We start from the raw sequence: 27,000 nt of genomic DNA, 5'->3' as shown, positions 1-27,000 counted from the left end.
GTCATATTTGCTCCCTGTTCGCCCACCCCAAGCTGTCGGGACAGCCGAGGATCCCGAGGAAGTGCTACGGACATGGGACTTTTCAGAACAGCGGCCAGGACGGCGGCCGCGGGCTCAGCAGCAGACTGCGACCGTGCCTGAGCAGGTGCGGTCCCTCGTGGTTCCGGGGTCACCCGGATGCTTAGTTCACCAACCAGACGACGAGGGTGGCCACGGCGGCCACGGCAATGAACAGTACCGAAGGCAGCAGGTCGACCCAGGGGCTCTTCCGGGAGGCGGGTTGCCGTGAGAGGGGTTCGACGATGTGGTCCGCCGGCGTGCGCCGGAGTTCGACGAAGCTCCACACCGCACCGATCAGCAGCAGGGCGGCCATCGCCAGGGCGAGGGGGCCGGCATCGAGCACCAGCCACTCGGTGCCCGCTGCCGACCGTCCAAGGAAGCCGGCGGTCATGGCGCTGCCGATGGTGATGGCGACGATGGAGATGAGTGCCCACCTGTGCCGCACCAAGGTGGTGAAGTAGAGCGGCAGCAGCACGATGGCTAGGACTGGAATGCTCAGTAGGGCCAGTTGTGCTGCAGCGAATTCCACGAGCTCCCCGGAGATGAAGGCGCCGATGGCCGGGATGTAAACGGTCAGTGCGAGGGTGCTCAAGCCCGCGGCCATGACGATGGACATGATCCCCGAAGATCCGTCTCCCGCTGGGAGCCCGAGCCGGGAGACATGGTCCCTCGGCTCACCGAATGCCTCGGTCGGTTCCTGCCCGCTGTCTGCTAGGAACTCCCGCACCTGGGCAACGGCATCCCCGATGGCCCGGCCACCGACGTCGCTCAGCCTGAGCTCGAGGATGAACGCATCGATCCACTGCTCGGTCATGTTGTTCTTCGTGCCCATGCTCATGCTCCTTGTCCGGCGTGTTCTGGCGAGTTCAGGAAACCCGTCGTGGTGTGCGTGAAATTCCGCCAGGCTTCACGTTGTTCGGCAAGTGTCCGGCGTCCGTCGGCCGTAAGTGAAAAGTATTTCCGACCCGGGCCACCCTCGCCCGGACGCCATTCGGTGGCTACCCAGCCAGCTGCCTCGAAGCGGGTCAGCAGGGGATAGAGCGTGCCGCCCTTGATGGTGCCCAACCCGGCGCCGGCCAGCGCCGAGATGATCGCGTATCCATACGACGGTCCGGATTCCAGTGCCCTGAGTGCGCACATGCCCAACGTCGCGCGCAGCCAGTCGCTGGGCCAGTCGACGGGTTCTTGTTTTGCCTGCATAACTAGATTGTGTCTCTAGCTAGTAAGCGTGTCAATCATTGACTCCCGGCATGTAACAGCGTGTTGTCGATTGACGGATTCGTGATTTCCCGCATATCCTGAACGAACGGTCAGTAAATAAACATTCGTCCACAGTGAGGTGAGCACTATGGCTACACAGAACGACGCCGGAGGGCATTTGTCCGCGGTTTTGTCGCCTGAGGAGCAGGCAGGCGAGGAGCGCTTCAACGCGCTCATCGCCGAGGATTCCCGCATCGAGCCCCGCGATTGGATGCCGGAAGCGTACCGCAAGACGCTGACGCGCCAGATGTCGCAGCACGCGCACTCCGAGATCATCGGGATGCAGCCGGAAGCGAACTGGATTACCCGCGCCCCGTCGCTGAAGCGCAAGGCCATCCTGATGGCCAAGGTCCAGGACGAGGCCGGTCATGGCCTGTACCTGTACTCGGGCACCGAAACCCTCGGTACGCCGCGTGACGTGCTCAACGACCAGCTGATGTCAGGCAAGGCGAAGTACTCCTCGATCTTCAACTACCCGGCACGCTCCTGGGCAGACATGGGCGCCATTGGCTGGCTGGTCGACGGCGCAGCCATTGCCAACCAGGTCCCGCTGTGCCGTGCCTCCTACGGCCCGTATGGCCGTGCGATGGTGCGCATCTGCAAGGAAGAATCCTTCCACCAGCGCCAGGGCTTCGAGATCCTGCTTGAGCTGGCCAACGGCACCGCGGCGCAGAAGAAGATGGCGCAGGATGCCGTCAACAACTTCTACGCCCCGTCCCTGATGATGTTCGGCCCGCCGGATGGCGATTCACCGAACTCGGTGCAGTCGACCGCCTGGAAGATCAAGCGCTTCTCGAACGACGAACTGCGCCAGCGCTTCGTCGGCATGATCGTGGAACAGGTCAAGATCCTTGGCCTGACTCTTCCGGATGACGAACTGCGTTTCGACGAGGAAACCGGCACCTGGCTCCACAAGGAACTGGACTGGACCGAGTTCAAGGCAGTCATCGCCGGCAGCGGACCCTGCAACTCGCAGCGCCTGCAGCGCCGCCGTGATGCACACAACGAAGGCGCCTGGGTGCGCGAAGCTGCCGCGGCATACGCGGCAAAGATGGCTCGAAAGACTGAGGTTGCTTAGGTTATGACCGCACATGAAGGCTCCTGGCCGCTCTGGGAAGTATTCGTCCGTTCATCGCGCGGACTTTCGCACGTGCACGCCGGTTCGTTGCACGCACCGGATGCTGAAATGGCACTGCGCAACGCCCGTGACCTCTATACCCGCCGCAACGAGGGAATCTCGCTGTGGATCGTCAAGAGCACGGACATCATCGCCTCGGATCCCGATGCGAAAGGCGCGTTCTTCGAGTCCCCGCAGGGCAAGGACTACCGCCACGCGACGTACTACACCAAGAGCGAAGGCGTGAAGCACCTGTGAGCGCGGTCGATCACTCATTGGACAGCTTCGGCGATGCCACGGCATCGGCGACCCGGGTCACCCCCGGCAACGCGTTGCGCCCGGAAGATATCGCGATCCAGCAGGAGAAGCCTAACGACGCCGTAGCCCGCTATGCGGTGCGCCTCGGTGACGATGCCCTGATCCTCGCCCAGCGCCTCTCGCACTGGATCTCGCGCGGACCGGAGCTCGAGGAGGACATTGCCCTGGGCAACATCGCCCTGGACCAACTGGGCCACGCCCGCTCGTTCCTCAGCTACGCCGCCCTGGCGTGGGATAAGACCGAGGACGATTTGGCCTACTTCCGCGAGGAAGAGGAATTCCGTTCGCTGCACATGGTTGAGCAGCCCAACGGCGACTTCGCCGCGACCATCGTGCGCCAGCTGGTCATCTCGATCTACCAGCACCTGCTCTACACGGCACTGCTCGAATCCAGCGATGAGACCATCGCAGCGATCAGCGCCAAGGCAGTCAAGGAGGTCGACTACCACCGCGACCACGCCATCATGTGGACCCTGCGTCTGGGCCTGGGCACCGAGGAATCGGCGCGCCGCATGCGCGACGCCCTGGATAACCTGTGGCCTTACGTCGGCGAGATCTTCGAGGACGAGGCACTGCACGCCGAGCTCGGCGACGCCGGCGTCGCCCCGTCGACGCTGCGTGCAGCCTGGGACGAGGAATTCGGTGCCGTCCTGGCCGACGCCGAACTCTCCGTGCCGACAGTTCCCTACGCCATGGCCCGCGGCCGCCGTGGCGAGCACTCGGAGCACTTGGGCTTCATCCTGGCCGAGATGCAGGTCCTGGCGCGCAAGCACCCGGGCGCCACCTGGTAACCGAAGGAAAACGAAACACATGATTGCCTCCATCGCCGAGCTCCGGGAGATCGCGTCCCGCGTCACCGACCCCGAAATCCCCGTACTCACCATCGAGGACCTGGGGATCCTGCGGAACGTCGAAATGCAGGGGGAGACCGTGGTTATCACGATCACCCCCACGTATTCCGGATGCCCGGCGATGGATGCCATCCGTGAGGACCTGGGCACCGTCTTCGCCGAAGCCGGATTCTCCAGCGTCCGCGTCGACCTGGTCCTCGCCCCGGCCTGGAGCACCGACTGGATGACCGAATCCGGCAAGGTCAAGCTCGAGGCCTACGGCATCGCCCCGCCCACCGGCACCGGTCACCGCGGCCGTGTCACCCTGGGCATGGCAGTGAAGTGCCCGCAATGCCATTCGCTGAATACTCAAGAACTCTCCCGATTCGGCTCCACGTCCTGCAAGTCCATGTACCAATGCAAGGACTGCCTGGAGCCGTTCGACTACTTCAAGGTGCTCTCATGACAGAAACGACAGCCTCCCTTCCCGACGCCGAGGGCATCGACCCCGCAATTCCGGGCCGCCGCCGGACCACGTTCCACACGCTGACCGTGGCCGAGGTGCGCAAGCTCACCGCCGACGCGATCGAGGTGACCTTCGAGATCCCCGCTGATCTGCAGGAGCAGTACGACTACCTGCCGGGCCAGTACGTGGCACTGCGCAAGGAACTCGAGGATGCCGAAGGCAACTCGTTCGAACTGCGCCGCAGCTACTCGATTTGCGCCGAGCCGGTCCCGGGCGAGATCCGCGTCGCCATCAAGCGCGACATCGGCGGCATCTTCTCCACTTGGGCGAACAGCTCGCTTGAGGCCGGGGACACCATGGACGTCATGAGTCCAACCGGTGGCTTCATCTCCAAGCACCAGATGACCGGGATGAACCATCCCGAGTCCATCGACACCGAGAACGAGGACACCTTCGTTGCGGTGGCTGCCGGATCCGGCATCACCCCGGTGATGGCCATCGCCCGCACGGTGCTGGCAGCCAACGAACACGTGAACTTCGATCTCGTGTATGCCAACAAGGCAGCCATGGACGTCATGTTCCTCGAGGAATTGGCTGATCTGAAGGACCGTTACCCGGCGCGCTTCGCCCTGCACCACGTGCTCTCGCGTGAACAGCGCATTTCGCCGCTGCTCTCGGGCCGCATCGATGCCCAGAAGCTGAGCACGCTGCTCGGCTCGGTCATCCGCACCGACCAGGTCGACGAATGGTTCCTCTGCGGACCGTTCGAACTCGTCCAGCTGGTGCGCGACAACCTCGCCGCCCAGGGAGTTCCTGCCGAGAAGGTCCGCTTCGAGCTGTTCACCACAGGCGATTCGAACCGTCCCGAGGGAAACATCGGCCGCCCTGTCGTCATCGAGGACACCGATGAGACCTTCGACATCTCCTTCAAGCTCGACGGCCTGCAGGGCGAGGTCAAGAGCCCGGTCAAGGCCAACGAGACGATCCTGAACGCCGCATTGCGCGTTCGTCCGGACGTACCGTTCGCCTGTGCTGGCGGCGTCTGCGGCACCTGCCGCGCCAAGGTCGTCACCGGGACCGTCAAGATGGACGAGAACTACGCGCTGGAGCCGGACGAGGTGGCGAAGGGCTACGTCCTGACCTGCCAGTCGCGCCCGACCAGTGACAGCGTCCTGGTCGACTACGACGCCTGATCATTGCATGACGATGGAAGGCCCGCCGCCCGGAATTCGGGAGGGCGGGCCTTCTGCCAATCGAAAGGACCTCACCATGATCGAATTGACCATCACCGACGGCGTTGCCGAAATCGTGCTCAACGCCCCGCAAAAGATGAACTCGCTGGACGAGGCTGCACTGGCCGAGCTCGAGGCGGCCTACGACCAGGCAGCCGAGGCGGCCGGCACCGGAGAGGTGCGAGCACTGCTGCTGCACGGCGAAGGCCGCGGTTTCTGCGCCGGCCGTGACATCTCGGCCGTCACCCCGGCAGATGATGACGTGCTGGGATACCTGGGCGAGAAGGTCCAGCCGCTGCTGCAGAAGATGGCTTCCTTCCCGGCCCCGACGTTCGCCGCCGTGCAGGGCGCCTGCCTGGGTGTCGGACTCGGCCTGGCCATCGCCACCGACGTGGTCTACGTGGCGGAGAACGCCAAGATCGGTTCCCCGTTCGCCAACTTGGGCGCGACGCTGGACTCCGGAGGACACTGGCTCTTCACCGAGCGGCTCGGTGCCCACCGCACGCTGGACATGATCTACACGGCCGAGCTGATCAGCGGCGCCGACGCCGTTGCCTCGGGCCTGTTCAGCCGCGCCATGCCGGCCGACGAGCTGCTGGATAACACCCGCGCCATCGTCGCCAAGGTCGCCAACGGCGCCACCCACGCGTTCCGGGCCTCCAAGGACCTGGTCGCGACCATCCGCGACCAGCGCATCGGGCTGTGGGAGTCGATGGCCTCGGAGAACCAGGCCCAGGCCGACCTCTGCGCCACCGAGGACTACGCCGAGGGTTTCAAGGCCTTCCAAGAAAAGCGCAAGCCGGTCTTCAAGGGCTGATTGCAACACTCCAAACGGCAGGGACCCGCCGGACCGATCGTTGTGATCGGACCTGTAGGCCCCTGCCGTTTTTCATGGTGAGGGAAAGGCTCCGCCTTGGAGGCAAAGGTTGTCGCGCCAGTTATCCGAAGACCGTGGCGCATTCTTCCTCCGGTACTTACCGTTTCGGCCCGGGAACGCCATCAGCTGATCGCCCGTGCACGGCGGCTTCCCGGACCAGTTTCCCCCGGCTGGTTCCATGTCGGCCGCTCGGCCGGCCCGCGCCGGGCGTCGTCATCGGCCACGGTGGGCCTCCGTTTCGTTCGGGTCCACCAGCCAGGCATCGCCGACGGACAGGGCCCGGACGCTACCGGCTGCGGAATGCCCGGCCGGGTCATGTCCGAGGTCTTGTCTCCGGGTTCATCGCCGGGCAAAATGGCGGCATGAACGCCAATGCGTTGTCCCCCTGGCTGTCGACCTCGTTCCGGCCCGGGGGACTACCTGGTGTCGAGGTCCTCGAAGATCAGTGTCGTCTGGGTGTCCAGGATGCCCGGGATCGACTGCAGTACGTCGAAGACCACCCGGCGCAGGTCCACGTTGTCCAGGGCGCGCACCAGCAGGATGACGTCGTAGTTTCCGCCGACCAATCCGATGTGGTGGACCTCGGGGATCGCCGAGAGGCGGTCACGCATTTCGCGCCACGAGTGCTGGCGCAGTTTCAGCGTCACGTAGGCCGAGGCGCGCAGTCCTGCGCGCAGCGGATCGACCACGGCGGAGTAGCGGGAAATCACTCCCTCGTCCTGAAGCCGGTTGATCCTGGAGTAGGCATGTGCTCGGGAAACGTGGACCTTTTGGGCCACCGTCGTCACCGACTGACGGCCGTCGCGGGTGAGCTCGTCGAGGATGCGGCGGTCGACGTCGTCCAAGCGTACGGATGGGCTATCCATGGGCCTTAACCTTCTTTGTCTACGGGAAACCATGTTGTCCGTGTCACGTCTACAATTCGTCCACGAAATCAACTGTTCTGATACCACTATTCCATATTATTTAGAGCTACTGGATACGGAACGTCAGCAATACTCATACTAGAGACAAGAAGTGGAATCCGTTGTCCTTACGCGGCACTGGATTTCGAGCGCCATTCCAACGAAGTGGAAAGGGGAACACCGTGACCCAATCAGAGCAACGGCACCTGAGCGACGAGGTGAGCAGCAAGTTCGGCATCAGCGTCGAGGACTACATGCTTCCGGCCCGCGACCAGATCCAGATGATCGACGACAACGGCGCGCTGCGCCCGGCCGCCGAACAGGGCACCGAGCCGGGCCACGCGTACCCGATCCCGGGCGCCGAGGAACTGCAGCGCGGCTACGAGCAGCTGGTCATCGGCCGTCGCGTCAACGACCAGAACTCGGCCCTCGTGCGTCAGGGTCGCATGGCCGTCTACCCCTCCAGCCACGGCCAGGAGGCCTGCCAGGTGGCAGCCGCCCTGTGCCTGGGCGAGGGCGACTGGATGTTCCCCACCTACCGCGACTCCGTCGCCGTCATGGCCAAGGGCGTCGACCCGATGGAGGTCATGACGATCTTCCGCGGTGATTGGCACGGTGGCTACGACCCGACGCAGTACAAGGTCGGCATCCAGTCCACCCCGCTGACCACGCAGCTGCTGCACGCGGTCGGCGTTGCCCACGCGGCAAAGCTGCGCGGTGAGGACACCGTCGTGTTGGCCATGTGCGGCGACGGCGCCACCTCGGAGGGCGATTTCCACGAGGCGCTGAACTTCGCCGCCGTATTCAACCTTCCGGTGATCTTCTTCGTACAGAACAACAAGTACGCGATCTCGGTTCCGTTGTCCTCGCAGACAGTTGCCCCGTCGTTGGCCCACAAGGCGGTCGGCTACGGCATGGCCGGCGAACGCGTCGACGGCAACGACCTGGTTGCGTTGATGTCTGTGCTCGACCGCGCGGTGAAGCTGGCCCGCGAGGGCAATGGCCCGCTGTTGATCGAGGCGCACACCTACCGCATGCAGGCGCACACCAACGCCGATGACGCGACCCGCTACCGCGAAGACGACGAGGTCAAAGCATGGATGGCCAAGGATCCGGTCAACCGGATGCGTGGCTTCCTGAAGGGTCAGGGCCTGCTCACCGAGGCCGACGAGGAGCGCATTGCCGCCCGCGCCGAGGAAACGGCAAGCTACCTGCGCGATGGCATGAACAGCGAAGAGACGCCGGATCCGCAGGACCTCTTCCGCTGGGTATACGCCACACCCACCCCGCAATTGATCGAACAGTCCGCCATGCTGGCCGACGAACTCTCCCGTGAGGAGGACGGAAAATGAGCATCGTGACCACCTCGTCCGAAGCCAATGGAAACGTCAGCGCCGCAACCGCCCGCGCGGCGGCCAGCGCCGCCGCTTCGGCGCCGCAGCCGGTGACCTTCGCCAAGGCGCTGAACACCGCCCTGCGCGACGCCATGAACCAGGACAACGCAGTCACCATCTTCGGCGAGGACGTCGGAGTCCTCGGTGGCGTCTTCCGCATCACCGACGGCCTGACCGCCGAGTTCGGCAAGTCCCGCTGCTTCGACACGCCCCTGGCCGAATCCGGCATTGTGGGCATGGCGCTGGGCATGGCCATGAACGGCATGCGCCCGGTCATCGAAATGCAGTTCGACGCGTTCGCCTACCCGGCGTTCGAGCAGGTCGCCTCGCACGTGGCCAAGATGCACAACCGCACCAAGGGCAAGCTGCCGCTGCCGATGGTCATCCGCATCCCGTACGCCGGCGGCATCGGCGGCGTGGAGCACCACTGCGACTCTTCCGAGGCCTACTACGCGCACACGCCCGGCCTGAAGGTCTACACCCCGGCTACCGTCACCGACGCATACCGGATGCTGCGCGAGGCCATCGACTCCCCGGATCCGGTCGTCTTCCTCGAGCCGAAGAAGCTCTACTGGTCCAAGGACACTGTCGATCTCGAGGCACTGCGCCTGGAGCACGAGAACAAGGCCACCCCGTCGATGGAGGGCAAGGCGGCCATCGCCCGCCCCGGCACCGACGCGACGCTGATCGCCTACGGCCCCTCTGTCTCCACCGCCATGGCTGCCGCCGAGGCTGCTGCGGCCGAGGGGCGCAGCCTGGAGGTCATCGACGTGCGCTCCATCGTGCCGTTCGACGACGAAACCATCTGCGCCTCGGTGCGCCGTACCGGCCGTGCAGTGGTCATCGCCGAGGCTCAGGGCTTTGCCTCGGTTGCCAGCGAAATCGTTGCCCGCGTGCAGGAGAGGTGCTTCCACTCGCTGGCGGCACCCGTGCTGCGCGTGACCGGCTTCGACGTGCCGTTCCCGGCACCGAAACTTGAGAAGTACTACCTGCCCAGCGTCGATAGGATCCTTGACACGGTGGACCAGCTGCAGTGGGAGGAAAACGCATGAGCATCCGGACTTTCCTGCTCCCGGACCTGGGAGAGGGCCTGACCGAGGCCGACCTGGTCACCTGGCTGGTCAAGGTCGGCGACACGGTGGTCATCGACCAGCCGATCGCCGAGGTTGAAACAGCCAAATCGATGGTGGAGGTGCCCAGCCCCTACGCCGGGACCGTGCACCAGCTGCACGGCGCAGCCGGCGAGACGATGGACGTCGGCAAGCCGCTGATCTCGGTGGAGGACGGCGTTGCCGCTCCCGCGGCTGCTGCAGCCCCGGCCACCGAGGGTGCGCTGACCTACCGCGAGGAGGAGCGTGCCGGTGTCGTGGAGCCCGAAGAAGAAGCCGGTTCCGGCAACGTCCTGATCGGCTACGGTACCCCGGGCGGCCTGGGTAATAAGACCCGCACCCGTCGTCCGCGCAACGCGGCCACGGCAGTGTCGACCGCTCCGGCGGCGGCCTCGGCGGGTGTTCCGGCCCCGTTGGTGATTTCCCCGATCGTGCGCCGCATGGCCCGCGAAAACGGCATCGACGTGGCATCGCTGCGTGGATCCGGTATCGGCGGACTGATCGTTCGTTCCGACGTCGAGGCGGCCATCTCCGGTGGCGCCTCGGCGCCGGTTGCCGCGCCACTGGCACCCGTTGCCGTTCCGGCTCCCGTTGCGGCTCCGGCGGCAGCGGCACCGATCGCAGTCACCGGCGACCAGGACGCCCGCTCGGGTCTGGGCATTGCAGCACGCACCCCGATGAAGGGCGTGCGCAAGACCATTGCCGCCGCCATGTCGCGGTCGCGCAGCGAAATCCCCGAGGCCACGGTGTGGGTCGACGTGGATGCCACGGCATTGCTCGAGCTGCGCGCCTCGATGAAGGCATCGAACCCGGAGACCACCCCGGGCCTGCTGGCCCTCATTGCCCGCTTCACCCTGGCCGGCCTGGCCAAGTACCCGGAGCTGAACACCCGGATCCAGCCCGCCGCGGACGGCGGGGAAGAGATCCTCTCGTTCAACGGCGTGAACTTGGGCTTCGCCGCCCAGACCGACCGCGGCCTGATGGTGCCCAGCATCCAGAACGCGGACAAGCTCAGCGCCCGCGGGATCGATGCCGAGCTCAAGCGCCTGACAGCTGTCGCGCGTTCGGGCAAGGCCACCCCGCAGGAGCTGACCAGCGGCACCTTCACGCTGAACAACTACGGGGTCTTCGGTGTTGACGGTTCGGCCGCCATCATCAACTACCCCGAGGCGGCGATCCTCGGCGTCGGTCGCATCATCGACCGCGCCTGGGTCGTCGACGGTGAACTGGCCGTCCGCAAGGTCACCGAACTGACGCTGACCTTCGACCACCGGGTCTGCGACGGCGGAACCGCCGGCGGCTTCCTGCGCTTTGTCGCGGACGCCATCGAGAACCCGATGTCCGTGCTCGCGGACTTGTAAGCGAACCGGCATCTTCGGGCCCGTGCGGCCCCTGGCAACAGGGGGCGCGCGGGCCTCTGCCATTTGCGGCCGAAGCCGCCTATCCTTTTGCCATGAAGGATCTACCAGTGGCCTACCAGGAATTCCTTGCCGGTTTGGATGAGCACCTTGCGGCGACGCTGCTGCCCATCTTCCGCGAGTCCGTTGCCGAGGGTGAGAACGGGGTCCTGATCCGGGGTCTCGGTACGCACTCGGAACAGGCCGTGGTCGATGAGCACGTACCCTTTGGCGAGGTGCGGATAGCCAACCACGGCTGAGCGTGGGGCTGTTCGAAGCGGCCGGGGTTGACGCATTCGGCGTCACCGGCTGCTTTTTCGCGCTTATGCGGTCCCGTGCGGGGTATTTTTGGGTGAGAACCGGACTCACGAAGGGCGCACCCATGGGAATGCAGGAAACCGAACCAACACAGGAACTGAAAACCGCTGCCGAGGCTGCTGGTTGGGAGTACATCGGTGAACGCAGCTGGGTGCTGGTCCATGCGGGGTTCACCATGAACACCGGGTTGATCGTCGGCGACGAGCGCGCCCTGGTCATCGACCCGGGAGCAGGCCCCCGCGAGGCGGCCCCCACCTACGCCGCCGTCAGGGCCGTGACCAACCTGCCACTGACGCTGATCAACACCCATGCCCACGGGGACCACTTCTTCGGCAACGACTACTTCCGGGCCAAGGGGATTGACGGGATCTGGGCGCACCTGCGGGCGGCGGAGGAAATCGCCCTCAACGGCGAGTCCCAGCGCGCATTGGTTGTCGATACAGAACCCGAGATGGCTGCGGGGCGGGGAGACTACACGGAGATCGTGCTCCCCGATTCGCTGGTGCGCGATCACCCCGTGGACATCGATCTGGGCAACCACGTGGTGACGCTCTTCCACCTTGGCCGCGGCCACACCGATGGCGACCTGCTTGTCTCCGCGGGATCCGTGCTGTTCGCCGGTGATTTGCTTGAACAGGGCGCTCCGCCGAGCTTCGAGGATTCCTTCCCGATGGAATGGCAGAAGGTGCTCGGCAAACTAATAGCGATAGACGACCTGTACACGGTGATCGTCCCCGGGCACGGGGACCCGGTGGACCTGGCCTTCGTGCGCACCGAGTTCCACAAGCTCCGTCAGGCGATCCTGACCTGTACCGGAGCGATTCAGGAGCAGGCGGATGACTTCACCAAGGCCATCCCGGTGCTTCCCTACGGACCGATTCAGTCCCGACACCTGCTGAACCGGGTCAATGCCACCCGGGCGCAGCTTCGCTAGGCGTACAGCTAGGGACCCCTGGTGGCAGGTAGGGGTTGCCTCGGCAGAAGCTCGGCTACCACCTGAAGATGCTCGAGGAACACGGACTGGTGGAGCTGGTTGAAACGCGGCGCCGGGAGAACCTGACCGAGCGGCTCGTCCGGGCCACCGCCACGGCCCTTGTCATTTCACCCGAGGCCCTGCCCGAACTGGCGCCGGACCCGGGACGACTACGCGATCAGGCATCGGCCTGGTGGATGCTGGCGCTGGCCGCCCGGCTGGTGCGCGAGCTGGGCCGGCTGATCGCCGGTGCCACCGCTTCCAAACAGCAACTACCGGTCTTTGCCATTGACGCCGAGATCATCTTCGCCGATGCCCGGGCGCGCACCGCATTCAGCGCCGAACTGGGGACCACGATGGCCGGCCTAGTCGAAAAATACCACGACGGAACGGCACCGAAGGGGCGCAACCACCGCGTCCTCGTGGCGCTGCACCCGAAACCCAAGGAGAAGCAGTCATGAGCAGGGAATTCGAAATCATTCACGATTCGGTGCTTCCGGCGACGCCGGAGCGCATCTGGGAAGCCGTCACCGCGGGCACTCCGGCCTGGATGTTCCCGACCGATCAGTGGCCCGTCGCGCGCACGGTGGAGGAACACCCCACACATCTGGTCACACGGATGGAGGGACCGGACGGCTGGTACAACCAGCTTGAACACGTGCTCACCCCGGGCGATCAAGGAACGGCGCTTCATTATGTCCACAGCGGCATCTTCGTCGACGACTGGGATCAACAGTACGATGCCGCCTCGAAGCACACCGCCTTCTACCTGCACACCCTGGGCCAGTACCTGTTGCACTTCGATGGCCGACCGGTCGTCTTCTGCGAGGTTCAGGGACCCGCGGCGGCTGTGGCACCCGGAGCGCTGGACACCTTGCTCGCCGCCTTGGGCCTCGCGGACGTGGTGGCCGGGCAGGACGTGAACCTCCAGCTTCCCGGGCTCGGACGGGTGGATGCCGTGGTGGACTTCGGGAACGAGAACTTCCTGGGCCTGCGCACCGATGATGCCATGGTGCGGATCTTCGGACGTAATGCCTTCGGCGCCCGGGTCGGTCTGACGGTGCACGACTTCGCTCCGGGAGCCGATGCGGCGGCAACCAGCGGAGCCTGGAACGGATACCTGGAATCCGTCTTTGCTGCCCCGACTGCCTGAGCCGGGGCTCCGCGCCCCGGGCATAGGGTGGGGGGATGAGCGAACCCCCCTTCAGCCTGCGCGCCACGGCCCTGAAGGTCTATGCCCCTTCGCTGCTGTACTCGGTCGGCCTCGGTGCCGTCATGCCGGTGATCGCGCTCTCGGCCAGGGAACGCGGCGCGTCCATTGCCGCCGCCGCCCTGGTCATCACGCTGGTCGGCGTCGGATCGCTGCTCTCCAACGTTCCCCCGCGCTGATGACCGCCAAGTGGGGCGAACGCAAGGCGATGACGGCCGCAGCTGCCTGGGCCGCGCTCGGCATGGGGCTGGGCATTTTCGATTCGCAGCTCGGCATCTTCGCCATCGGCGTGCTGATGATCGGCATGGCCGGATCGGTCTTCAACCTGGCCCGACAGAGCTATCTGGCCGAGGCCGTCCCACCCGAATTCCGGGCCCGGGCCATGTCCACACTCGGCGGGGTGGCGCGCATCGGCGTATTCATCGGCCCTTTTGCCGCTGCCGGCGTGATGAGCCTGATCGGGATCACCGGGGCCTACTGGGTGGGTCTGGGCGCCCTGATCGCCGCCATGGTGATCAGCCTGCGCATACCGGACCTCGAAGTGCGGTCGCCCCCTCGAGCAGCCGACGGCACCACGCGGAAGATCACCATGGCGGGGATCGCGAGAAACCACTGGCGCCCGCTAGCCACAGTAGGGCTCGGGGTGTTCTGCATCGCCGCCGTGCGGGCTTCGCGCCAGGTGGTGATCCCGCTCTGGGCGGACAATCTGGGCCTGGATGCCACCACTGCATCGCTGATCTACGGGCTGTCCGGGGCGATCGACATGCTGGTCTTCTACCCGGCAGGCAAGGTCATGGACCGGCGCGGACGGGTCTGGGTTGCCGTGCCGTGCATGCTCATCATGGCAGTTGCACTGGGCCTGATGCCGTTGGCTTCCGGGGGCACGACGCTCTTGCTGGCGGCCATGTTGCTGGGCTTGGGCAACGGCATCGGTTCGGGCATTGTCATGACACTGGGTGCCGACCACTCGCCCGAGCATGGACGCCCGCAGTTTCTGGGGCTGTGGCGTCTGATGGCCGATGGTGGTGTCATGGCCGGCCCCGTCCTGCTTTCCGCCCTGGCAGCGACCCTTTCGCTGGCAGTCGGCATCTGGGCTGTCGCTGGCATCTCGCTGCTCGGCGCAGTGCTCTTTGGCTACTTCATTCCGAGGTCGCGACCGCGGTGACCTGCGGCATCGACCCGATAGTGGGCCAGTATCCATTGCATGCCCACGGTCAGCACCATCGCCAGGGACAGGATCAACAACAAGGTAGCCGACAGCACCAACAGGTATCGGGACTGGTTTGCGGCCACGGAACCGGAGGCAGATACCAACAGCCAGAGGGTCGAGCCGATGCAGGTTCCCAGGACGCCCAAGGCGAAAAGTAGACGGGGAACGAACCCGATCCTTTCGTGTGTTGTTAAGGAGAGCGCATGGCAGTTGCCGGGGCGGGCCGACCAGATGGCAAGCCCCGCGGCCCCCAGTACGGCCCAGAAGGCGGCGACGAGGTAGGCGGCCAGCACGTCCGAGGGCCGGTGCCAGCCGAGCAGCAGCGTCGCGGCGCCGGCAATGGCAGCAAAGCCACCTCCAACAACCGATACCCACGTGCGGAAAGCCGGTGGGGTGAGCAGCAGGACGGTGAACAGGGCAGACGCGGCGGTGGTGGTGTGCCCCGAGGGGAACGAGTTCATGGTGGCCTCGGAAATTCCGTGGTTGGGACGCACGAGGATCCCGTGTTTCAAGACCTGGGTACTCAGCACAGCAGCAGCAAATGACATAGCGGCTATGGCGGGGGGCGCAACGAGCCGTCCGCGAACAAAAGCCAGTATCAGGGCAAGGACTGCAATAACGGCACAGACAGCTGGCATCGCATTCATGAAGTCCATGGCCGGCTGTCGTATTGCATTGGCATTCATGAAGTGCAATGCGCTGACGAGGGCAGCATCGTCGATCCGCTGGCCCTTGCGGGATAAGACGAAGAGTGCGTAGACGCCGCAGAACACGATGCCAAGCCCCGCGCAGAATCCGAACCAGGAGCGGGACAGGGCGAGGCTGGGACGTGTGCTTCGTAGACCGCGGTGCCGGTTCGCCATCAGGTCATCCATTGCCTTTAAGGGTGCCATAGTCTCCTCTGAACTTCCTCTGAACTTCCTCTGCCACCGGGATCGGAGGATATGCTCGAAGGTATGATGACGCTGCCCCCGCTGGAAGAAATGATCGCCCGGGCCCACGTGGTTTCACTGCCGATGCGAGTGAAATTCCGTGGTGTGCTGGAGCGAGAGGTCATGATTTTCGAGGGGCCGGTCGGGTTTTCAGAGTTTTCGCCTTTTCTGGAATACGGCCCGGACGAGGCGTCCGCCTGGCTAGCTGCAGCCATTGAGGCCGGCTGGGAGGGCTTCCCGGAACCGGTGCGCGATGCCGTGCCGGTTAACGCGACGGTTCCCGCGGTTTCCGTGGACGGGGTCCACTCCGTGCTTGCCAACTACGACGCGACACACACGGTTAAGGTGAAGGTCGCCGAACGTGGTCAGGACCTCGCCGCCGATGTGGCCCGCGTAGCCGAAGTCCGCCGGCTGTTGCCCGATGCTGCGATTCGCATCGATGCCAACGAGGGCTGGAACCATGAGCAGGCACTGGCCGCGCTCGAAGCACTGGCCCCCTACTGCCTGCAGTATGCCGAACAACCGGTTGCGGGCATCGGGGGCCTGCGCCGGCTGCGGCTCGAGGTGGCCCGTCGTGGGCTGGGTGTGCTGATAGCGGCCGATGAATCCGTGCGTAAGGAATCCGATCCGATCGCCGTGGCCCGCCAGGATGCGGCAGACCTGATCGTCGTCAAGGCTCAGCCGCTCGGTGGGGTCCGCCGGGCCCTTGATATCGTCACGCGTGCCGGATTGCCGGCGGTGGTCAGCTCGGCATTGGACTCCTCGGTGGGTTTGCGCATGGGCGCCGCGCTGGCTGCTGCCCTCCCCGAACTTCCGTTCGCGTGCGGGCTGGGCACCGGTTCGCTGTTGGCAGCGGACGTCACCACGGATCCCTACACCGCCGTCGACGGGGAACTGGACCTGCGGGAGGTCATTGCCGATCCCGAACTGCTAGAGCGGCATGCTGCGCTTGCCGAACGTGTGGACTGGTGGATGCGGCGCCTCCGGCTGGCTTATGCCCGGCTAGAGGCCCGATAGGGCAATCCGCAACAGCTAGGTGCCGAGCTAGGCTGGATTACATGATCTTTGCCGTGATACTCATGCTGGCCTGTTACCTCGTGCTCATGGTGGTGGCACGTCGCTGCGCTGACGGACGTATCGGCGTTAATTCGCTGGTGGGCATCCGCACCACAACGACCATGTCCAGCCCGGCGACCTGGACCGCGGCACATCGAGCTGCCGAACGTCCCACAGTCATCGGTGCGTATATTGCCATTGCCTGTGCACTTCCGGCCTTTTTACTCCCTGCGGAAGTGCCGCAGGCCGTGGCGTTGGGACTGTCCACTGCATCGATGCTGGCAGGGGTCATCTACGGTGCTATCGCCGGCGACAAGGCCGCACGAGCGGTCCTATCCCCATAGGGGACTTCGGCCGGCGGCCCGATCAGTGCTTCAGGAGGAGCATCCAGTGACGTGCCGCAGAGAACTCTCGTGCACTGGGGCCCTCGTTTATTAGCACGCTGGAGCGATGTGCAGCCAAGGGTGGGGTATCGAGCAGAGGGGGCTTCCAACCACCACACGGGCACACACTGCATCATGCTCGGCTGATCGACTGCTGATGGGCCCGGTCGCAGCTTCGCAGGGACGGTAGCAGGCCCCTCTCCGACTGGCATGCCAGCGGGAAAGAAGCCTGCCCCTCCACTGCCCGAGGTGGTCCGGAAGCGTTCCGCCATCCGGACCGAACCTATTTACTGCTGCTGGCCTTCTCCTCGGCCTGATCCACCAGAAGGCGCACCTGAGCATCGGTTAGCTGCACCCAAGGCGAATCGGGTGCGCCCTGAAGCGCCGCCTGGGGACTATTGGCCTGAGTCCACCACTTCGCTTCAAAGATGCGTCCCTCAAGTACGACCCGGTCAGCCTTCTGATAGACGATGGTCGGGGACCAAGCGGGGTATAGGCCCTTGGGTATGGCCGGTAGTGCGGCCGGCTTGTCGCCGGGAAGTACCGGACCGATCAGTAGCCATGGGGTGGACGCCGCCTCGGCGACCGGTGCGTCGGGTGCGTCTCCCTGGGTCCACCACTTGGCCTCATAGACGTTGCCGCGCCACACAATTCGTTCCGCCTTGGGGTAGGCGGCTTGGACATTCCATATCGGGTAAGGGCTCTTGGCTGGGTCGTCCACGATCGCCGTCTCGACCGGTGCAGGCATCGGCGACGGATCTGGAAGGGCGATCACTTTAGTCGCGTCGAGATTTGCTGAAAGTGCTACAGCGAAGGACCCGTCCTGTTGAGGTGTGCCGCTGCAATTGTTCGAGACTCGTTGGGGATCCGGGTTATTCGGCCCGCAATCCTGATCGCGGTTGGCTGACCACATGGAAACCCGACCAACGCGGTTGGCCACGGCAAAGGAATTCAATGCAGCGGCATCATCGAGGGTGAAGACCTCTCCGAGCAAATCGTTCTGCCCAATCATCGGGGTCAGCCCAATTTTCGACCAGAGGGTCTGGTCCCCGATGTCGAGGCCCATTTGTCGGTAGAGCTCTTTGAGCTGGGCATGGGTGCTGTTGGCTGCCTGCTCGGAGGCATCAGCCATGCTTTGGCCAGCTGCCCGTGTTTCACCGAAATTCATCGTCATCAGGTTGACCCCGGTGAGGTCCACGCCGCCATCGAGCAAGCGCTGCACCTCCGAGAGTCCGCTGGCGGTCAATCCGCGGGTATCCACCGGGAGAGTGACCCATACCTGAACCGGTTTCCCTGCCTTGGCCGCATGTTCCTGAACGGAGGCAACAGCGTCAGCCCTGCGAGCTCCGGAGTCCACGTCTTCCAAATCGTCGCCCTCGACATCGAGGTCAAGGACGGTCGAGTCGTATCGCTCCAGCAACTGTTCGTAGCCTTCGACGATTTTTGGTACGTCCTTACACGCGGTCGCCAATTCGTCGTTGAGCAACCCGCCGGTGGAAACGACCACGGAGCCACCCTGCTCCTTCAAGCGTGCTATTTGACGGTCCAGGTCGAAGGTCTCGTTCGCTTGATCCATCGTGTAGTAGCCGCCCCACGACGGTCGGCAGGGCTCTTTTGGATCCGCTACGGCGAAGGCCAACACGACTCGCTGGCCTTCGCCGATGTTTTCCGCGAGTGGATAGAACGGAGTCGACGTGGCATCGACGTATGAGCCGAACCATTGGCCAGACTCGGCGGCCCGTGCCGCATCGCGGTTTGACGTCCAAGACGACATTCCGACCAAGACCAGGGCAGCCAGAAGGCCGACAACTAGCAGTAACCGAACCCATGAGAGGCGTCGGCCATCCATGCGACGAGACATTGTTTCCCCTTGACGTAACAAAAGACTGCATCACAGGGACCCTGCATGCACAACAAACTCCAGCGCTGTAGCGGGCCCCTGCGCCGATTCAGTGAACTCGAATTAATCCGAGAAAATGACAGCTCCGAAAGTCCGATATGGCCAGCTCAGCAAGCATAGGACAATGATGTAGGCTCAGACCACTTCGGCCGTATTTTGACTTTATTCAGTTGTCGGCGCATTTGATTTCACGTGGGGGAGAAGTTTCTTGAAAGACCACCGTCAGGATCCTGAGCTCCGTGAGCCCACTGACTCAGCATCGCTTCCAGTTGAGCAATCTCCAACTGAGCCGGTTCGCAAGCGCCAATGGGGTTCGGAGAAGCGATCAGAGCCGCTCTCGATCGTGCACCCCGCTCCATCGCGGCGGAAGATCGCATGGGGACGTATCGGCATCGTGGTCACCATCCTCGCTTGGGTTTCATACGTTATTTCGACAATCTTCCGCCAGCTGGCCAATAACCCGGACGTCGGGTTCAGGTTCCAATTCGAAGCGGTTATGTACCTGACGGTTGTCAGTTTCCTGACTTTCTCCGCACTCATGTACCTCACTGCCCGGCAGGCGGCACTTCATCGCTTTGCTGCTCATCGGCGTGCGCCACGTGGGGAACTCGACCGTCACTTCCGGTCCTATTCCGGGTCGATCACTGCGTTGGTCCCCAGTTATGCCGAAGAGCCGGGTGTGGTCCGCCAGACCCTTTGGTCGGCGGCACTTCAGGAATTCTCCTCGCTCCGCGTGGTCTTACTGATTGACGACAACCCGTACCCCACCGATCCCGTAGTCGCTGCACGGCTTGACGCGACGAGGAAACTGGTCATCGACATCGAGCAGGAACTCAAGGCACCACATGGTGCCGCGCAGGCCGCATTCAGGGTCTTCGTTGAGGGCCGTGCCGGGGGAGCGACTCCCGCAGAGCTGCTGCCCAAGGTCTGTGAGGCCTACTCCGAGGCGGCCTGTTGGCTTGAATCCATGGCTGCCTCAGAACCGATAAACGACCATGTCGATGAGTTCTTCGTTGATTCGGTGATCATGGGCCTGGCACGTGAACTGCGTTTGACGCTTCTGGCGCTCAACGCGGCACAATCCCAGAATGAATCCCCTGACTTGGACCGGCTTGAAGAACTTTACTTGCGGCTGGTCCGAATTTTCGCCTGCCAGCTTTCGAGTTTTGAACGCAAACGTTATGCGAACCTCTCGCGTGAGTCGAACAAGGCCATGAACCTCAACTCATATATCTCGTTGATGGGTTCGCGCTGGGTCACCGATCCGCGAGGTGATGTCGACATCCTCCGTAAGGTGGGCGAAGACGATGTTCTCGGTGAGGGGGCGCAGGTTCTCGACGTTCCGGACTCAAAGTATCTGTTGACCCTGGACGCAGACTCGTTGCTGCTGCGTGATTACTGCCTGCGTCTGGTCTACTTCCTGGAAGCCGAAGAAAATTCGCATATTGCCGTGACGCAGACGCCTTATTCCTCATTCCGTGGAGCCCCGACACGCATTGAACGTGTGGCTGGCGCAACGACCGATATCCAGCACATCCTGCATCAGGGCATGACCCACTACGGCGCAACGTTCTGGGTGGGGGCTAACGCGATCATCCTCAAGCGGGCAATATTGGATATCAGCGAGACCAATATGGTGGGCGGATACGAGATTCAAACCTATATCCAAGACCGTACGGTGATCGAAGATACCGAATCCAGCATTGACCTAGGCAATCATGGGTGGGGTCTTGCCAACTATCCGGAACGGCTGAGCTACAGCGCCACTCCTCCCGACTTTGGCTCGCTGGTCGTCCAGCGACGTCGCTGGGCCAATGGTGGTTTGCTGATCCTGCCGAAATTCTGGCGCCAAATAAGCGAACGCCGCCAACGTCGGGAACGCGTAGGGCTGCGTGAAGTACTTTTGCGAACCAACTACATGGCCTCGATCGCGTGGGCTAGTGCCGGACTCGTTTTCTTGCTCGTCTATCCCTACGACGGGCGCCTGCTCAGCCCCTTGATCTTCATCGCGGCGCTGCCATATTTCCTGGCCATGGGTAACGACCTCAGGACCTGCGGGCATCGGTTCAGCGATATTTTCAGGATCTACGGGTTCAACTTGGTGCTGTTGCCAGTGAATATCGCCGGTGTCCTCAAATCAGTGGAGCAGGCCTTCACCGGCGAAAAGATTCCCTTCGTAAGGACTCCAAAGGTTCGGGACCGCACGGCTGCTCCGGGGTTGTACGTCGCGATTCCGTACCTCATTGTGGCCTTCTCGCTCTTCACGCTCTGGCGGGATTTCCAGGAATCGAATTGGGGCAACGTCGCCTTTGCCGGGTTCAACGCGATCTTGGCTACCTTCGCTATCCGCGCATACATCGGCTTCAAGAATTCCGCCGTCGACATGGCGCTAGGCGTGATGGATTGGATGTACGTGTCTCCGCGCACGGCGAAACCCAAGCCTGTTCCATACCCAGTGGCGACCCCGGAAAACACCGATTGGTCCACCTTGTTGTACCAGGGCGATCGGCGGCTGGACCGGGACTTGCGTGGGGGCGATGATCGACGGAGGCGTATCGGTGTCAAATGACGTTGCACCCCGGCAGTACGAGGTCAGTGGGCACGAGGAGAAATCAGCATCCTTGACCCATGTTTCTGATCCCGAGACGGCAGCTGCCCAGCTCTGGACCTGGACTGCTCCTTTCTCCCGTATGACGTTCTCGGAAGACAACGTGCTGGAAGTCGGTTTCTCGCCGGGGACGACGCTGACAGTTGCTACCTTTATGCACATGCAGGAGCAATATTTCTCCAGGACCAGCGAATTAGACGCGCACCTGATCATCGATATCTCAGGACTGGACGGTGTCGCTGTGGGGGTGGCCGAATACTTCAGCAAGGTCGTTTCGAAAAACCGCGTGGCAATCCTGGGTTCAGGTCCTGCCGACCGGGTTTTGGCGCGATTCTTCATACGCAAGCTGTTAAGAGATCATAGTTGCGCATATTTTGAACGTTTCTCCGCGGCCCGGGAGCATGTGTTGACACATGCCTGAAAGTTCTCACTCCGCGGGGGTGGACCCCCGGATCGATCAGATCGTTTCCGCGATCCTGAGGATTGCGGACATGGACTTCGAACTCCTGCTCCGACCAAGCCCACAACGGGACGAAATTGATGCAATCATCGTTGGCATCAATGCCATGGCCGGGGAATTGGAATCGGTCTACCAGGACCTCGACGATCGGGTTGCCCAACGCACGCATCAGCTTGAACAGGCGCGGCGACAAATGGAAACCCTGGCCTACAGCGATCCCCTGACCGGGCTGTCTAACCGGTCTGCGCTGATGCGGGCCATCGAGGAATGCTTAGAGGAATTCCGTGCGGGCGCTGCAGCACCCAGCCTTCTCTTCCTTGACTTGGACGCTTTCAAGATCGTCAACGATACCCACGGTCATGCCATAGGCGACAAGGTGCTGTGCCAGCTCGCCGAGCGGCTGCGTATCGATGTCCGTGAAGGCGACCTCATTGCGCGCTTGGGCGGTGACGAATTCGCTATTCTCTTGCGATCCCAAGAAACGGGAGCACATGCCCTGGGGCTGCGGATTCTCGAGTCGATTAACCAGGAAATGATGGTAGATGGGATCAGCCTCATGCCAGGCGCGAGTGTGGGTATCGCCGTAGCGCTCGCTGATCACGACGCCGAACGCTTAATGCTTGAGGCCGATACTGCGATGTACGTGGCCAAGCATTCCTCGGCTTGCAAGGTCCACGAGTTCGAGCCCTACATGCTTCTTGAACGGCAGGAAAAGGCGGCACTGGTCAATGACCTCCGTGTGGCTTTGAGCCTGGGCGAAATGATGCCCGTCTATCAGGGTCTTTTTAGGCTTGAGGATCAGGAAATCGTCGGCGCAGAGGTTCTGGTCAGATGGCAACGCCCGGGCCATGGGCTCTTATCCCCTGCGGCATTTCTGGTTGCCGCAGAGGAAGCCGGCATGATGGGTGCGATCACCGAGTACATCTTGGATGAGGCACTGCGGGAGCTATCCGAGTGGAGGGAGCGTGGTTTGGTCGGCCCCGAGTTCAAGGTCCATGTCAACGTCAACTCGCGTGAGCTGCACTTGCTGGGCTTCCCGGACATGGTCCGGACAGCGTTATTGCGCTATGGGCTTCCCACCAGCGTGCTGGCCTTGGAAATTACCGAGGATAAGCTCATGAGCGCCGACCACTTGCACCAATACACGCTCAAGGCATTTCGGGCGATGGGGGTCGAAGTGCACATCGATGACTTTGGTACCGGGTATTCGTCTATCGGGTACTTGCGCGAACTGGCCGTAGCTGGCGTAAAAATTGATAAGAAGCTGGTGGACGACGTTGCCACGGACCCGCAACAAGCTGACTTGGTGCGCGCAGTTTACAGCTTGGTTTCCGCTTGCGGCCTGGACTGCGTGGTCGAGGGAATCGAGACGCCCGAACAGGCCCAGATGCTCAAAGACATCGGATTCAAATATGCGCAAGGTTATCTTTTTGGCAAGCCAATGTCCGCCGCCGACTTCACCGCAGGCTTCCAGTCCCAGACGATGAGTGAAGAATAGATCTATTGCCCAATGCCCAGCGGCTGAACGCCTGGTAGTTCTTTTCTTTGCCAACGAAGTGTGGCTGATCGATGTGACGCAGTGCCGGGCGCTGCTGATCGGATAAGAATCGAGCGATGCATAACAACGTCGAAAAACAACAGGCAGCCGAGACCGGGGCAAACACTCAAGGCGCCGGTCCGCGGCTGACTGTCAGACGCTTAGAGCGGCCAGTTGTTGTTTCCGGAAAGCTGGCTGATGCCGCCGCCCGGCGTCACTGTCGTGTTGCTGCCCGGTGCCTGGTTTGCTGCGCTTCCGAAGAACACGCCACCGGCGAGCACCATGGTTGCCAAGGTAAGACCCAAGAACTTTTTCAAGATGACTCTTTTCATTTGCTGTGTGGGACATATTCGGGGTCGTACCCACCATGCCGGACAAGTTTTTGACCGGCCACCCCGAGATAGAATCCTATCCCTACCGGCTCCCTAATTGACGTGTTGACGCAGGTCAAATAACCATTGTCTACAATTTGAAAAATTGTCTGTCAAACTTTTGCCGAAGACGGATGCCTCCCAAGCATCCCCTAGTCGTTTCTTGGGCACCGATGAACGATAATTGTTCAATGCTCTCTTCTCTACAGTTGGTCGATGCCTTGCGCTATGAGGCGCAATATCGAAAGGTCGAAGCCGTTGGCGACCCACAGCAAATGGCCATCGCTGCCGAGAAATGTGCCAGCGCCTATAGCCAACTGGGCGATGCAACCAAGGAATGGGACTACTACTATCTCGTAGCCAAGGCGCAGATTCTTTTGGGGACATACTCCGCGGCACTGCGAACCGTATCGCACATGATGCAGTGCGCGGCGACTGAGGGTGATGTCACCTTGAAGGTCCGCTCGTTGATACTCCGCGCGGCGGCACTGCGTAATAAATCCCAGCATGAGCGGGCCATAGCTAGCGCCCGTGAGGCGCTGGCTCTCTTGGACGTTCCTTCTGCGAATCCCCAGATCTGTTCCGACGCCTATCAAGGACTGATTGCGTGCCTCGTGGAGGCTGATCGGATTGATGATGCCTGGGCCCTGCGCGATCCGCTGACCAAGGTACTGGAACGGGTCTCCAATACCGCGGCGGCCAGTCAAGGGCATTGGACCCTAGGTAATGTGGCGTTTGCCTATGGTGAACATGAGCAGGGAACGGCGCACCACGAGCTTGCCGCCGAACTCCTTGCTGCCGTTAACGACATCCATGCTTGGGCCCGCTTCAACAAGGGTGTGGCCGATGTCCGGATCCAGGCCGGGATCACCGATGCCCACACCCTGCATTGCATCGATCGGTCCCAGATAGCTTATGACGTCATCGGGGGCACCGAATCCGAACGTATTGGCCTGGCAGCCACGCGCGCACGCTGGAACATGGCCACCGGAAACCTGCTCGAAGCCTCCGAGACATTGAGGAAGGTCCTGGACGTGCGCACCGGCAGCGAAGACTCCGAGCACGTATCGGTTCATTTGCTCTGGGCCGAGATCTTGACCGGGCTTGAACGGCATGAGCAGGCACGGCATCAGCGTAGTGAAGCCGAGAGAATTCAAGGACTAGCCGCATTGGGCCGCAATTAGCCGAGGGTTCCGAGGTTCTGATCACTGTGGGCGCCCACCTGAACGAGTCCCTATCACTTGATCGGTATGACTAGGCCAGCCGTGTCACGCTCGGCTCGAGCACGGACCTAAGATTGAAGGATGAGTCCCCACCCGCGCTCCCTGTCCTCGATGGTTGCCGCCCGGCATGCGGTGGCGAGTCTGCTGGAAGGGGGAGTGGAGCATGTCATCATCTGCCCCGGGTCACGCAGTGCACCGCTGGCCTATGCGCTTGCGGAGGCCGAGGCCCGCGGCGAGGTGACGCTCCACGTACGCATCGACGAGCGGGATGCCGGCTTTACCGCGCTGGGCTTGGGGCTTGCCACCGGGCTGCCCGCGGCGATCGTCACCACCTCGGGCACTGCGGTGGGAGAGCTTTTGCCAGCTGTCATGGAGGCCAACCACGCGGGGATCCCGCTGCTGGTGCTTTCCGCCGACCGGCCCGAGGAACTACACGGCACGGGGGCCAATCAAACGACCCGACAGCTCGGGCTCTTTTCCTCCCATGTGCGCCACTGCGCCGACATCGAGGCGGGCATCGACCCGTGCCGCGAGGTAGAGGCCGGTGTACTGATTTGCCGGGGACTCGATGCGGCCGGCGTGCCGGTCGGCGCGCACGCTGCCTGCCCCAGGCCCGGCGTTCCCGGGCCGGTCCAACTGAACATCGGCTTCCGGGACCCACTGGTGCCAGGTCCCGGTGATTCTCTGGCCACGGCCACGGCTGGCTGCAGGGTGTCCTGCAATGAGGCATCGAGTGATACGCCGGAAGCTGTCGCGGCGAATCCGGGCGAGCTGGCGGAAAGCCGCACAGTGGTGGTTGCCGGCCATGGTGCCGGCCTGGCGGCCGAGCGCTTTGCCCGGGAGCATGGACTGCCGCTGCTGGCCGAACCCAGCTCCAATGCCCGCTTTGGTCCCACCGCCATTGCCCCCTACCGGCTGCTGATTGATTTCTTCTCGGAACGGATCGAACGCGTGGTGGTTTTCGGACGCCCGACCCTGAGCCGGCCGGTGGCACGGCTGTTGAACCGTCCCGGACTTCCCGCCGCGCTGTACATTCCGACCCCGGTCGCCTGGTTCGAACCCGGGCGTCGAGCCGAGGTCGTCATCACCGAGGCGTCCGAACTTTCGCTGTTCGCCCGTCGCGGACCACGGGGCTGGCTGGATCAATGGCAGCGGGCAGGGCAGAATGCAGCCAGAGCGATCGGGACGGTACTCGAGGACCATGAGGGACTGACCGGGCCCGAGCTCGCGCGCGAGGTGTGGGACGCGGCGAAGGGCCCGCTGGTGATTGGTTCATCGAATGCGATCCGGGACGCCGACCTCTGTGCCGTGCCGGGCGCCATGCCCTTTGGCCCGGTCTATGCCAACCGGGGTCTTGCCGGCATCGACGGCACGCTGGCCACCGCCACGGGGGTGGCGCTGGCTGGCACGGGCGGGCGCACCACGGTGCTGGTGGGTGACGTGACGTTCCTTCACGACGTGGGCGGGTTGCTGCTGGGAGCGGGTGAACCGGAGCCCGAGCTGGATATCGTGGTGCTCAACGACGCCGGCGGGGCGATCTTCTCCACCCTCGAACACGGCGGTGTCGCCGCCGCCGGACGCTATGGCCACACCGTCCAGCGGCTTTTCGGCACGCCACAGAACGTTGACCTGAGTTCGCTAGCCGTCGCCTACAAGCTGGGCTATGTGGCTGTGGGCGATGTGGCCGGGCTGCGCGCGGCGCTGCGGGTCGAAGCCAGGGGCCGGCGGATCATCGATGTCTCCATCGACAGTTCTGATCTGCGGCAGTTGCATGCAGCGATCTCCCGTGCGGTGAAGAAGGCCATATCGGAACAACAACGCTGACCCCGCACAAGAAAAGAAACGGCCGGAGGC

Annotated in this window: 26 protein-coding genes and 1 pseudogene; 21 read left to right on the top strand and 6 right to left on the bottom strand. The window is 63.2% G+C overall.

Annotated elements, in window-relative coordinates; all coding sequences use genetic code 11:
* Positions 1–181 precede the first annotated feature (181 nt).
* Both E9229_RS01580 and E9229_RS01575 read right to left on the bottom strand, forming a co-directional pair.
* The gene (locus tag E9229_RS01580; protein ID WP_183509502.1) at positions 182–892 is read right to left on the bottom strand and encodes a hypothetical protein; all 711 of its coding nucleotides are present in this window, start codon (positions 890–892) and stop codon (positions 182–184) included.
* Between the two features lie 2 nt (positions 893–894).
* Positions 895–1,260: a PadR family transcriptional regulator gene (locus tag E9229_RS01575; RefSeq protein ID WP_183509501.1), complete on the bottom strand. Its 366-nt coding sequence runs from the start codon at positions 1,258–1,260 to the stop codon at positions 895–897.
* A 148-nt stretch (positions 1,261–1,408) separates the two neighbouring features.
* Here E9229_RS01575 and paaA point away from each other — a divergent pair, with 148 nt between their 5' ends.
* The 6 genes from paaA to E9229_RS01545 all read left to right on the top strand — a co-directional run bounded on the left by paaA (position 1,409) and on the right by E9229_RS01545 (position 6,100).
* Positions 1,409–2,398 (top strand): 1,2-phenylacetyl-CoA epoxidase subunit PaaA, encoded by a 990-nt coding sequence (paaA, locus tag E9229_RS01570; protein WP_183509500.1) that lies wholly within the window; start codon positions 1,409–1,411, stop codon positions 2,396–2,398.
* A 3-nt stretch (positions 2,399–2,401) separates the two neighbouring features.
* Positions 2,402–2,695, top strand: a complete 294-nt coding sequence (gene paaB, locus E9229_RS01565; RefSeq protein WP_183509499.1) for a 1,2-phenylacetyl-CoA epoxidase subunit PaaB — start codon at positions 2,402–2,404, stop codon at positions 2,693–2,695.
* Positions 2,692–3,546, top strand: coding sequence for a 1,2-phenylacetyl-CoA epoxidase subunit PaaC (gene paaC, locus E9229_RS01560; RefSeq protein ID WP_183509498.1), 855 nt, complete (start codon positions 2,692–2,694; stop codon positions 3,544–3,546). Before paaB ends, paaC begins: the two co-directional genes overlap by 4 nt.
* Before the next feature lie 19 nt (positions 3,547–3,565).
* Complete coding sequence (paaD, locus tag E9229_RS01555) at positions 3,566–4,051, top strand: 1,2-phenylacetyl-CoA epoxidase subunit PaaD (RefSeq protein WP_183509496.1); 486 nt, start codon at positions 3,566–3,568, stop codon at positions 4,049–4,051.
* Positions 4,048–5,244, top strand: a complete 1,197-nt coding sequence (paaE, locus tag E9229_RS01550) for a 1,2-phenylacetyl-CoA epoxidase subunit PaaE (protein ID WP_183509495.1) — start codon at positions 4,048–4,050, stop codon at positions 5,242–5,244. Before paaD ends, paaE begins: the two co-directional genes overlap by 4 nt.
* Before the next feature lie 76 nt (positions 5,245–5,320).
* On the top strand, positions 5,321–6,100 hold the full coding sequence (locus E9229_RS01545; RefSeq protein WP_183509494.1) for an enoyl-CoA hydratase/isomerase family protein: 780 nt from the start codon (positions 5,321–5,323) through the stop codon (positions 6,098–6,100).
* Between the two features lie 476 nt (positions 6,101–6,576).
* Here E9229_RS01545 and E9229_RS01540 read toward each other — a convergent pair whose 3' ends face one another.
* On the bottom strand, positions 6,577–7,026 hold the full coding sequence (locus E9229_RS01540) for an Lrp/AsnC family transcriptional regulator (RefSeq protein WP_183509493.1): 450 nt from the start codon (positions 7,024–7,026) through the stop codon (positions 6,577–6,579).
* A gap of 221 nt (positions 7,027–7,247) precedes the next feature.
* On the opposite strand from E9229_RS01540, the gene pdhA reads away from it, so the two are divergent.
* From pdhA to E9229_RS01500, 8 genes and pseudogenes are all read left to right on the top strand, one after another.
* Positions 7,248–8,417, top strand: coding sequence for a pyruvate dehydrogenase (acetyl-transferring) E1 component subunit alpha (gene pdhA / locus E9229_RS01535; RefSeq protein ID WP_312855568.1), 1,170 nt, complete (start codon positions 7,248–7,250; stop codon positions 8,415–8,417).
* Positions 8,414–9,511, top strand: coding sequence for an alpha-ketoacid dehydrogenase subunit beta (locus tag E9229_RS01530; RefSeq protein WP_183509491.1), 1,098 nt, complete (start codon positions 8,414–8,416; stop codon positions 9,509–9,511). Before pdhA ends, E9229_RS01530 begins: the two co-directional genes overlap by 4 nt.
* Positions 9,508–10,929: a dihydrolipoamide acetyltransferase family protein gene (locus E9229_RS01525; protein ID WP_183509490.1), complete on the top strand. Its 1,422-nt coding sequence runs from the start codon at positions 9,508–9,510 to the stop codon at positions 10,927–10,929. The genes E9229_RS01530 and E9229_RS01525 overlap by 4 nt, the downstream gene beginning before the upstream one ends.
* Positions 10,930–11,036: 107 nt before the next feature.
* Positions 11,037–11,225 carry a hypothetical protein gene (locus tag E9229_RS01520; RefSeq protein ID WP_183509489.1) on the top strand — a complete coding sequence of 63 codons (189 nt, stop codon included), beginning with the start codon at positions 11,037–11,039 and terminating at the stop codon, positions 11,223–11,225.
* A gap of 122 nt (positions 11,226–11,347) precedes the next feature.
* Entirely contained in the window at positions 11,348–12,217 is an 870-nt protein-coding gene (locus tag E9229_RS01515) for an MBL fold metallo-hydrolase (RefSeq protein ID WP_246380304.1), read from the top strand.
* A 35-nt stretch (positions 12,218–12,252) separates the two neighbouring features.
* Positions 12,253–12,717, top strand: a complete 465-nt coding sequence (locus tag E9229_RS01510; protein ID WP_183509488.1) for a helix-turn-helix transcriptional regulator — start codon at positions 12,253–12,255, stop codon at positions 12,715–12,717.
* The gene (locus tag E9229_RS01505; RefSeq protein ID WP_183509486.1) at positions 12,714–13,409 is read left to right on the top strand and encodes an SRPBCC family protein; all 696 of its coding nucleotides are present in this window, start codon (positions 12,714–12,716) and stop codon (positions 13,407–13,409) included. The genes E9229_RS01510 and E9229_RS01505 overlap by 4 nt, the downstream gene beginning before the upstream one ends.
* A 35-nt stretch (positions 13,410–13,444) precedes the next feature.
* Positions 13,445–14,631, top strand: a pseudogene (locus E9229_RS01500) (MFS transporter).
* On the opposite strand, the gene E9229_RS01495 reads toward E9229_RS01500, so the two are convergent.
* A complete protein-coding gene (locus E9229_RS01495) occupies positions 14,601–15,569 on the bottom strand; it encodes a phosphatase PAP2 family protein (RefSeq protein WP_183509485.1) in 969 nt (322 codons plus the stop codon). The pseudogene E9229_RS01500 and the gene E9229_RS01495 overlap by 31 nt on opposite strands.
* 63 nt (positions 15,570–15,632) lie before the next feature.
* Between E9229_RS01495 and E9229_RS01490 the strand changes: the two genes are divergently transcribed.
* Together E9229_RS01490 and E9229_RS01485 are read left to right on the top strand one after the other, a co-directional pair.
* Positions 15,633–16,625, top strand: a complete 993-nt coding sequence (locus tag E9229_RS01490; protein WP_407671314.1) for an o-succinylbenzoate synthase — start codon at positions 15,633–15,635, stop codon at positions 16,623–16,625.
* Between the two features lie 41 nt (positions 16,626–16,666).
* A complete protein-coding gene (locus E9229_RS01485) occupies positions 16,667–17,008 on the top strand; it encodes an SdpI family protein (protein WP_183509484.1) in 342 nt (113 codons plus the stop codon).
* Between the two features lie 322 nt (positions 17,009–17,330).
* Here the strand turns inward: E9229_RS01485 and E9229_RS01480 are convergent, their stop codons facing one another.
* Positions 17,331–18,908, bottom strand: a complete 1,578-nt coding sequence (locus E9229_RS01480) for a chitinase (RefSeq protein WP_183509482.1) — start codon at positions 18,906–18,908, stop codon at positions 17,331–17,333.
* 577 nt (positions 18,909–19,485) lie between these two features.
* Here E9229_RS01480 and E9229_RS01475 point away from each other — a divergent pair.
* The 3 genes from E9229_RS01475 (at position 19,486) to E9229_RS01465 (ending at position 23,513) form a co-directional block, all read left to right on the top strand.
* Complete coding sequence (locus tag E9229_RS01475) at positions 19,486–21,516, top strand: glycosyltransferase family 2 protein (protein ID WP_246380515.1); 2,031 nt, start codon at positions 19,486–19,488, stop codon at positions 21,514–21,516.
* Entirely contained in the window at positions 21,506–21,976 is a 471-nt protein-coding gene (locus E9229_RS01470) for a hypothetical protein (RefSeq protein ID WP_183509481.1), read from the top strand. Before E9229_RS01475 ends, E9229_RS01470 begins: the two co-directional genes overlap by 11 nt.
* Positions 21,977–22,046: 70 nt before the next feature.
* Positions 22,047–23,513 carry a putative bifunctional diguanylate cyclase/phosphodiesterase gene (locus E9229_RS01465; protein WP_183509479.1) on the top strand — a complete coding sequence of 489 codons (1,467 nt, stop codon included), beginning with the start codon at positions 22,047–22,049 and terminating at the stop codon, positions 23,511–23,513.
* Between the two features lie 200 nt (positions 23,514–23,713).
* Here the strand turns inward: E9229_RS01465 and E9229_RS01460 are convergent, their stop codons facing one another.
* Positions 23,714–23,869, bottom strand: a complete 156-nt coding sequence (locus tag E9229_RS01460) for a hypothetical protein (protein ID WP_183509478.1) — start codon at positions 23,867–23,869, stop codon at positions 23,714–23,716.
* A 245-nt stretch (positions 23,870–24,114) separates the two neighbouring features.
* On the opposite strand from E9229_RS01460, the gene E9229_RS01455 reads away from it, so the two are divergent.
* Both E9229_RS01455 and menD read left to right on the top strand, forming a co-directional pair.
* A complete protein-coding gene (locus E9229_RS01455) occupies positions 24,115–25,107 on the top strand; it encodes a tetratricopeptide repeat protein (RefSeq protein WP_183509477.1) in 993 nt (330 codons plus the stop codon).
* A 120-nt stretch (positions 25,108–25,227) separates the two neighbouring features.
* On the top strand, positions 25,228–26,970 hold the full coding sequence (gene menD, locus E9229_RS01450; RefSeq protein WP_183509475.1) for a 2-succinyl-5-enolpyruvyl-6-hydroxy-3-cyclohexene-1-carboxylic-acid synthase: 1,743 nt from the start codon (positions 25,228–25,230) through the stop codon (positions 26,968–26,970).
* Positions 26,971–27,000 lie beyond the last annotated feature (30 nt).

The sequence above is a fragment of the Paeniglutamicibacter cryotolerans genome, from assembly GCF_014190875.1.
GTDB classification, from domain to species: Bacteria; Actinomycetota; Actinomycetes; order Actinomycetales; family Micrococcaceae; genus Paeniglutamicibacter; species Paeniglutamicibacter cryotolerans.
Note: the sequence above shows the minus strand (reverse complement) of the source record. Positions and strands in the feature narration are given on the sequence as shown.

Excerpts from the sequence above, each read along its gene's own strand:
- E9229_RS01580 (WP_183509502.1), bottom strand. The coding sequence starts at position 892 with ATGGGCACGAAGAACAACATGACCGAGCAGTGGATCGATGCGTTCATC.
- E9229_RS01575 (WP_183509501.1), bottom strand. The coding sequence starts at position 1,260 with ATGCAGGCAAAACAAGAACCCGTCGACTGGCCCAGCGACTGGCTGCGC.
- paaA (WP_183509500.1), top strand. The coding sequence starts at position 1,409 with ATGGCTACACAGAACGACGCCGGAGGGCATTTGTCCGCGGTTTTGTCG.
- paaB (WP_183509499.1), top strand. The coding sequence starts at position 2,402 with ATGACCGCACATGAAGGCTCCTGGCCGCTCTGGGAAGTATTCGTCCGT.
- paaD (WP_183509496.1), top strand. The coding sequence starts at position 3,566 with ATGATTGCCTCCATCGCCGAGCTCCGGGAGATCGCGTCCCGCGTCACC.
- paaE (WP_183509495.1), top strand. The coding sequence starts at position 4,048 with ATGACAGAAACGACAGCCTCCCTTCCCGACGCCGAGGGCATCGACCCC.
- E9229_RS01545 (WP_183509494.1), top strand. The coding sequence starts at position 5,321 with ATGATCGAATTGACCATCACCGACGGCGTTGCCGAAATCGTGCTCAAC.
- E9229_RS01540 (WP_183509493.1), bottom strand. The coding sequence starts at position 7,026 with ATGGATAGCCCATCCGTACGCTTGGACGACGTCGACCGCCGCATCCTC.
- E9229_RS01530 (WP_183509491.1), top strand. The coding sequence starts at position 8,414 with ATGAGCATCGTGACCACCTCGTCCGAAGCCAATGGAAACGTCAGCGCC.
- E9229_RS01525 (WP_183509490.1), top strand. The coding sequence starts at position 9,508 with ATGAGCATCCGGACTTTCCTGCTCCCGGACCTGGGAGAGGGCCTGACC.
- E9229_RS01515 (WP_246380304.1), top strand. The coding sequence starts at position 11,348 with ATGGGAATGCAGGAAACCGAACCAACACAGGAACTGAAAACCGCTGCC.
- E9229_RS01505 (WP_183509486.1), top strand. The coding sequence starts at position 12,714 with ATGAGCAGGGAATTCGAAATCATTCACGATTCGGTGCTTCCGGCGACG.
- E9229_RS01495 (WP_183509485.1), bottom strand. The coding sequence starts at position 15,569 with ATGGCACCCTTAAAGGCAATGGATGACCTGATGGCGAACCGGCACCGC.
- E9229_RS01490 (WP_407671314.1), top strand. The coding sequence starts at position 15,633 with ATGATGACGCTGCCCCCGCTGGAAGAAATGATCGCCCGGGCCCACGTG.
- E9229_RS01485 (WP_183509484.1), top strand. The coding sequence starts at position 16,667 with ATGATCTTTGCCGTGATACTCATGCTGGCCTGTTACCTCGTGCTCATG.
- E9229_RS01480 (WP_183509482.1), bottom strand. The coding sequence starts at position 18,908 with ATGTCTCGTCGCATGGATGGCCGACGCCTCTCATGGGTTCGGTTACTG.
- E9229_RS01475 (WP_246380515.1), top strand. The coding sequence starts at position 19,486 with ATGTACCTCACTGCCCGGCAGGCGGCACTTCATCGCTTTGCTGCTCAT.
- E9229_RS01465 (WP_183509479.1), top strand. The coding sequence starts at position 22,047 with ATGGACTTCGAACTCCTGCTCCGACCAAGCCCACAACGGGACGAAATT.
- E9229_RS01455 (WP_183509477.1), top strand. The coding sequence starts at position 24,115 with ATGCTCTCTTCTCTACAGTTGGTCGATGCCTTGCGCTATGAGGCGCAA.
- menD (WP_183509475.1), top strand. The coding sequence starts at position 25,228 with ATGAGTCCCCACCCGCGCTCCCTGTCCTCGATGGTTGCCGCCCGGCAT.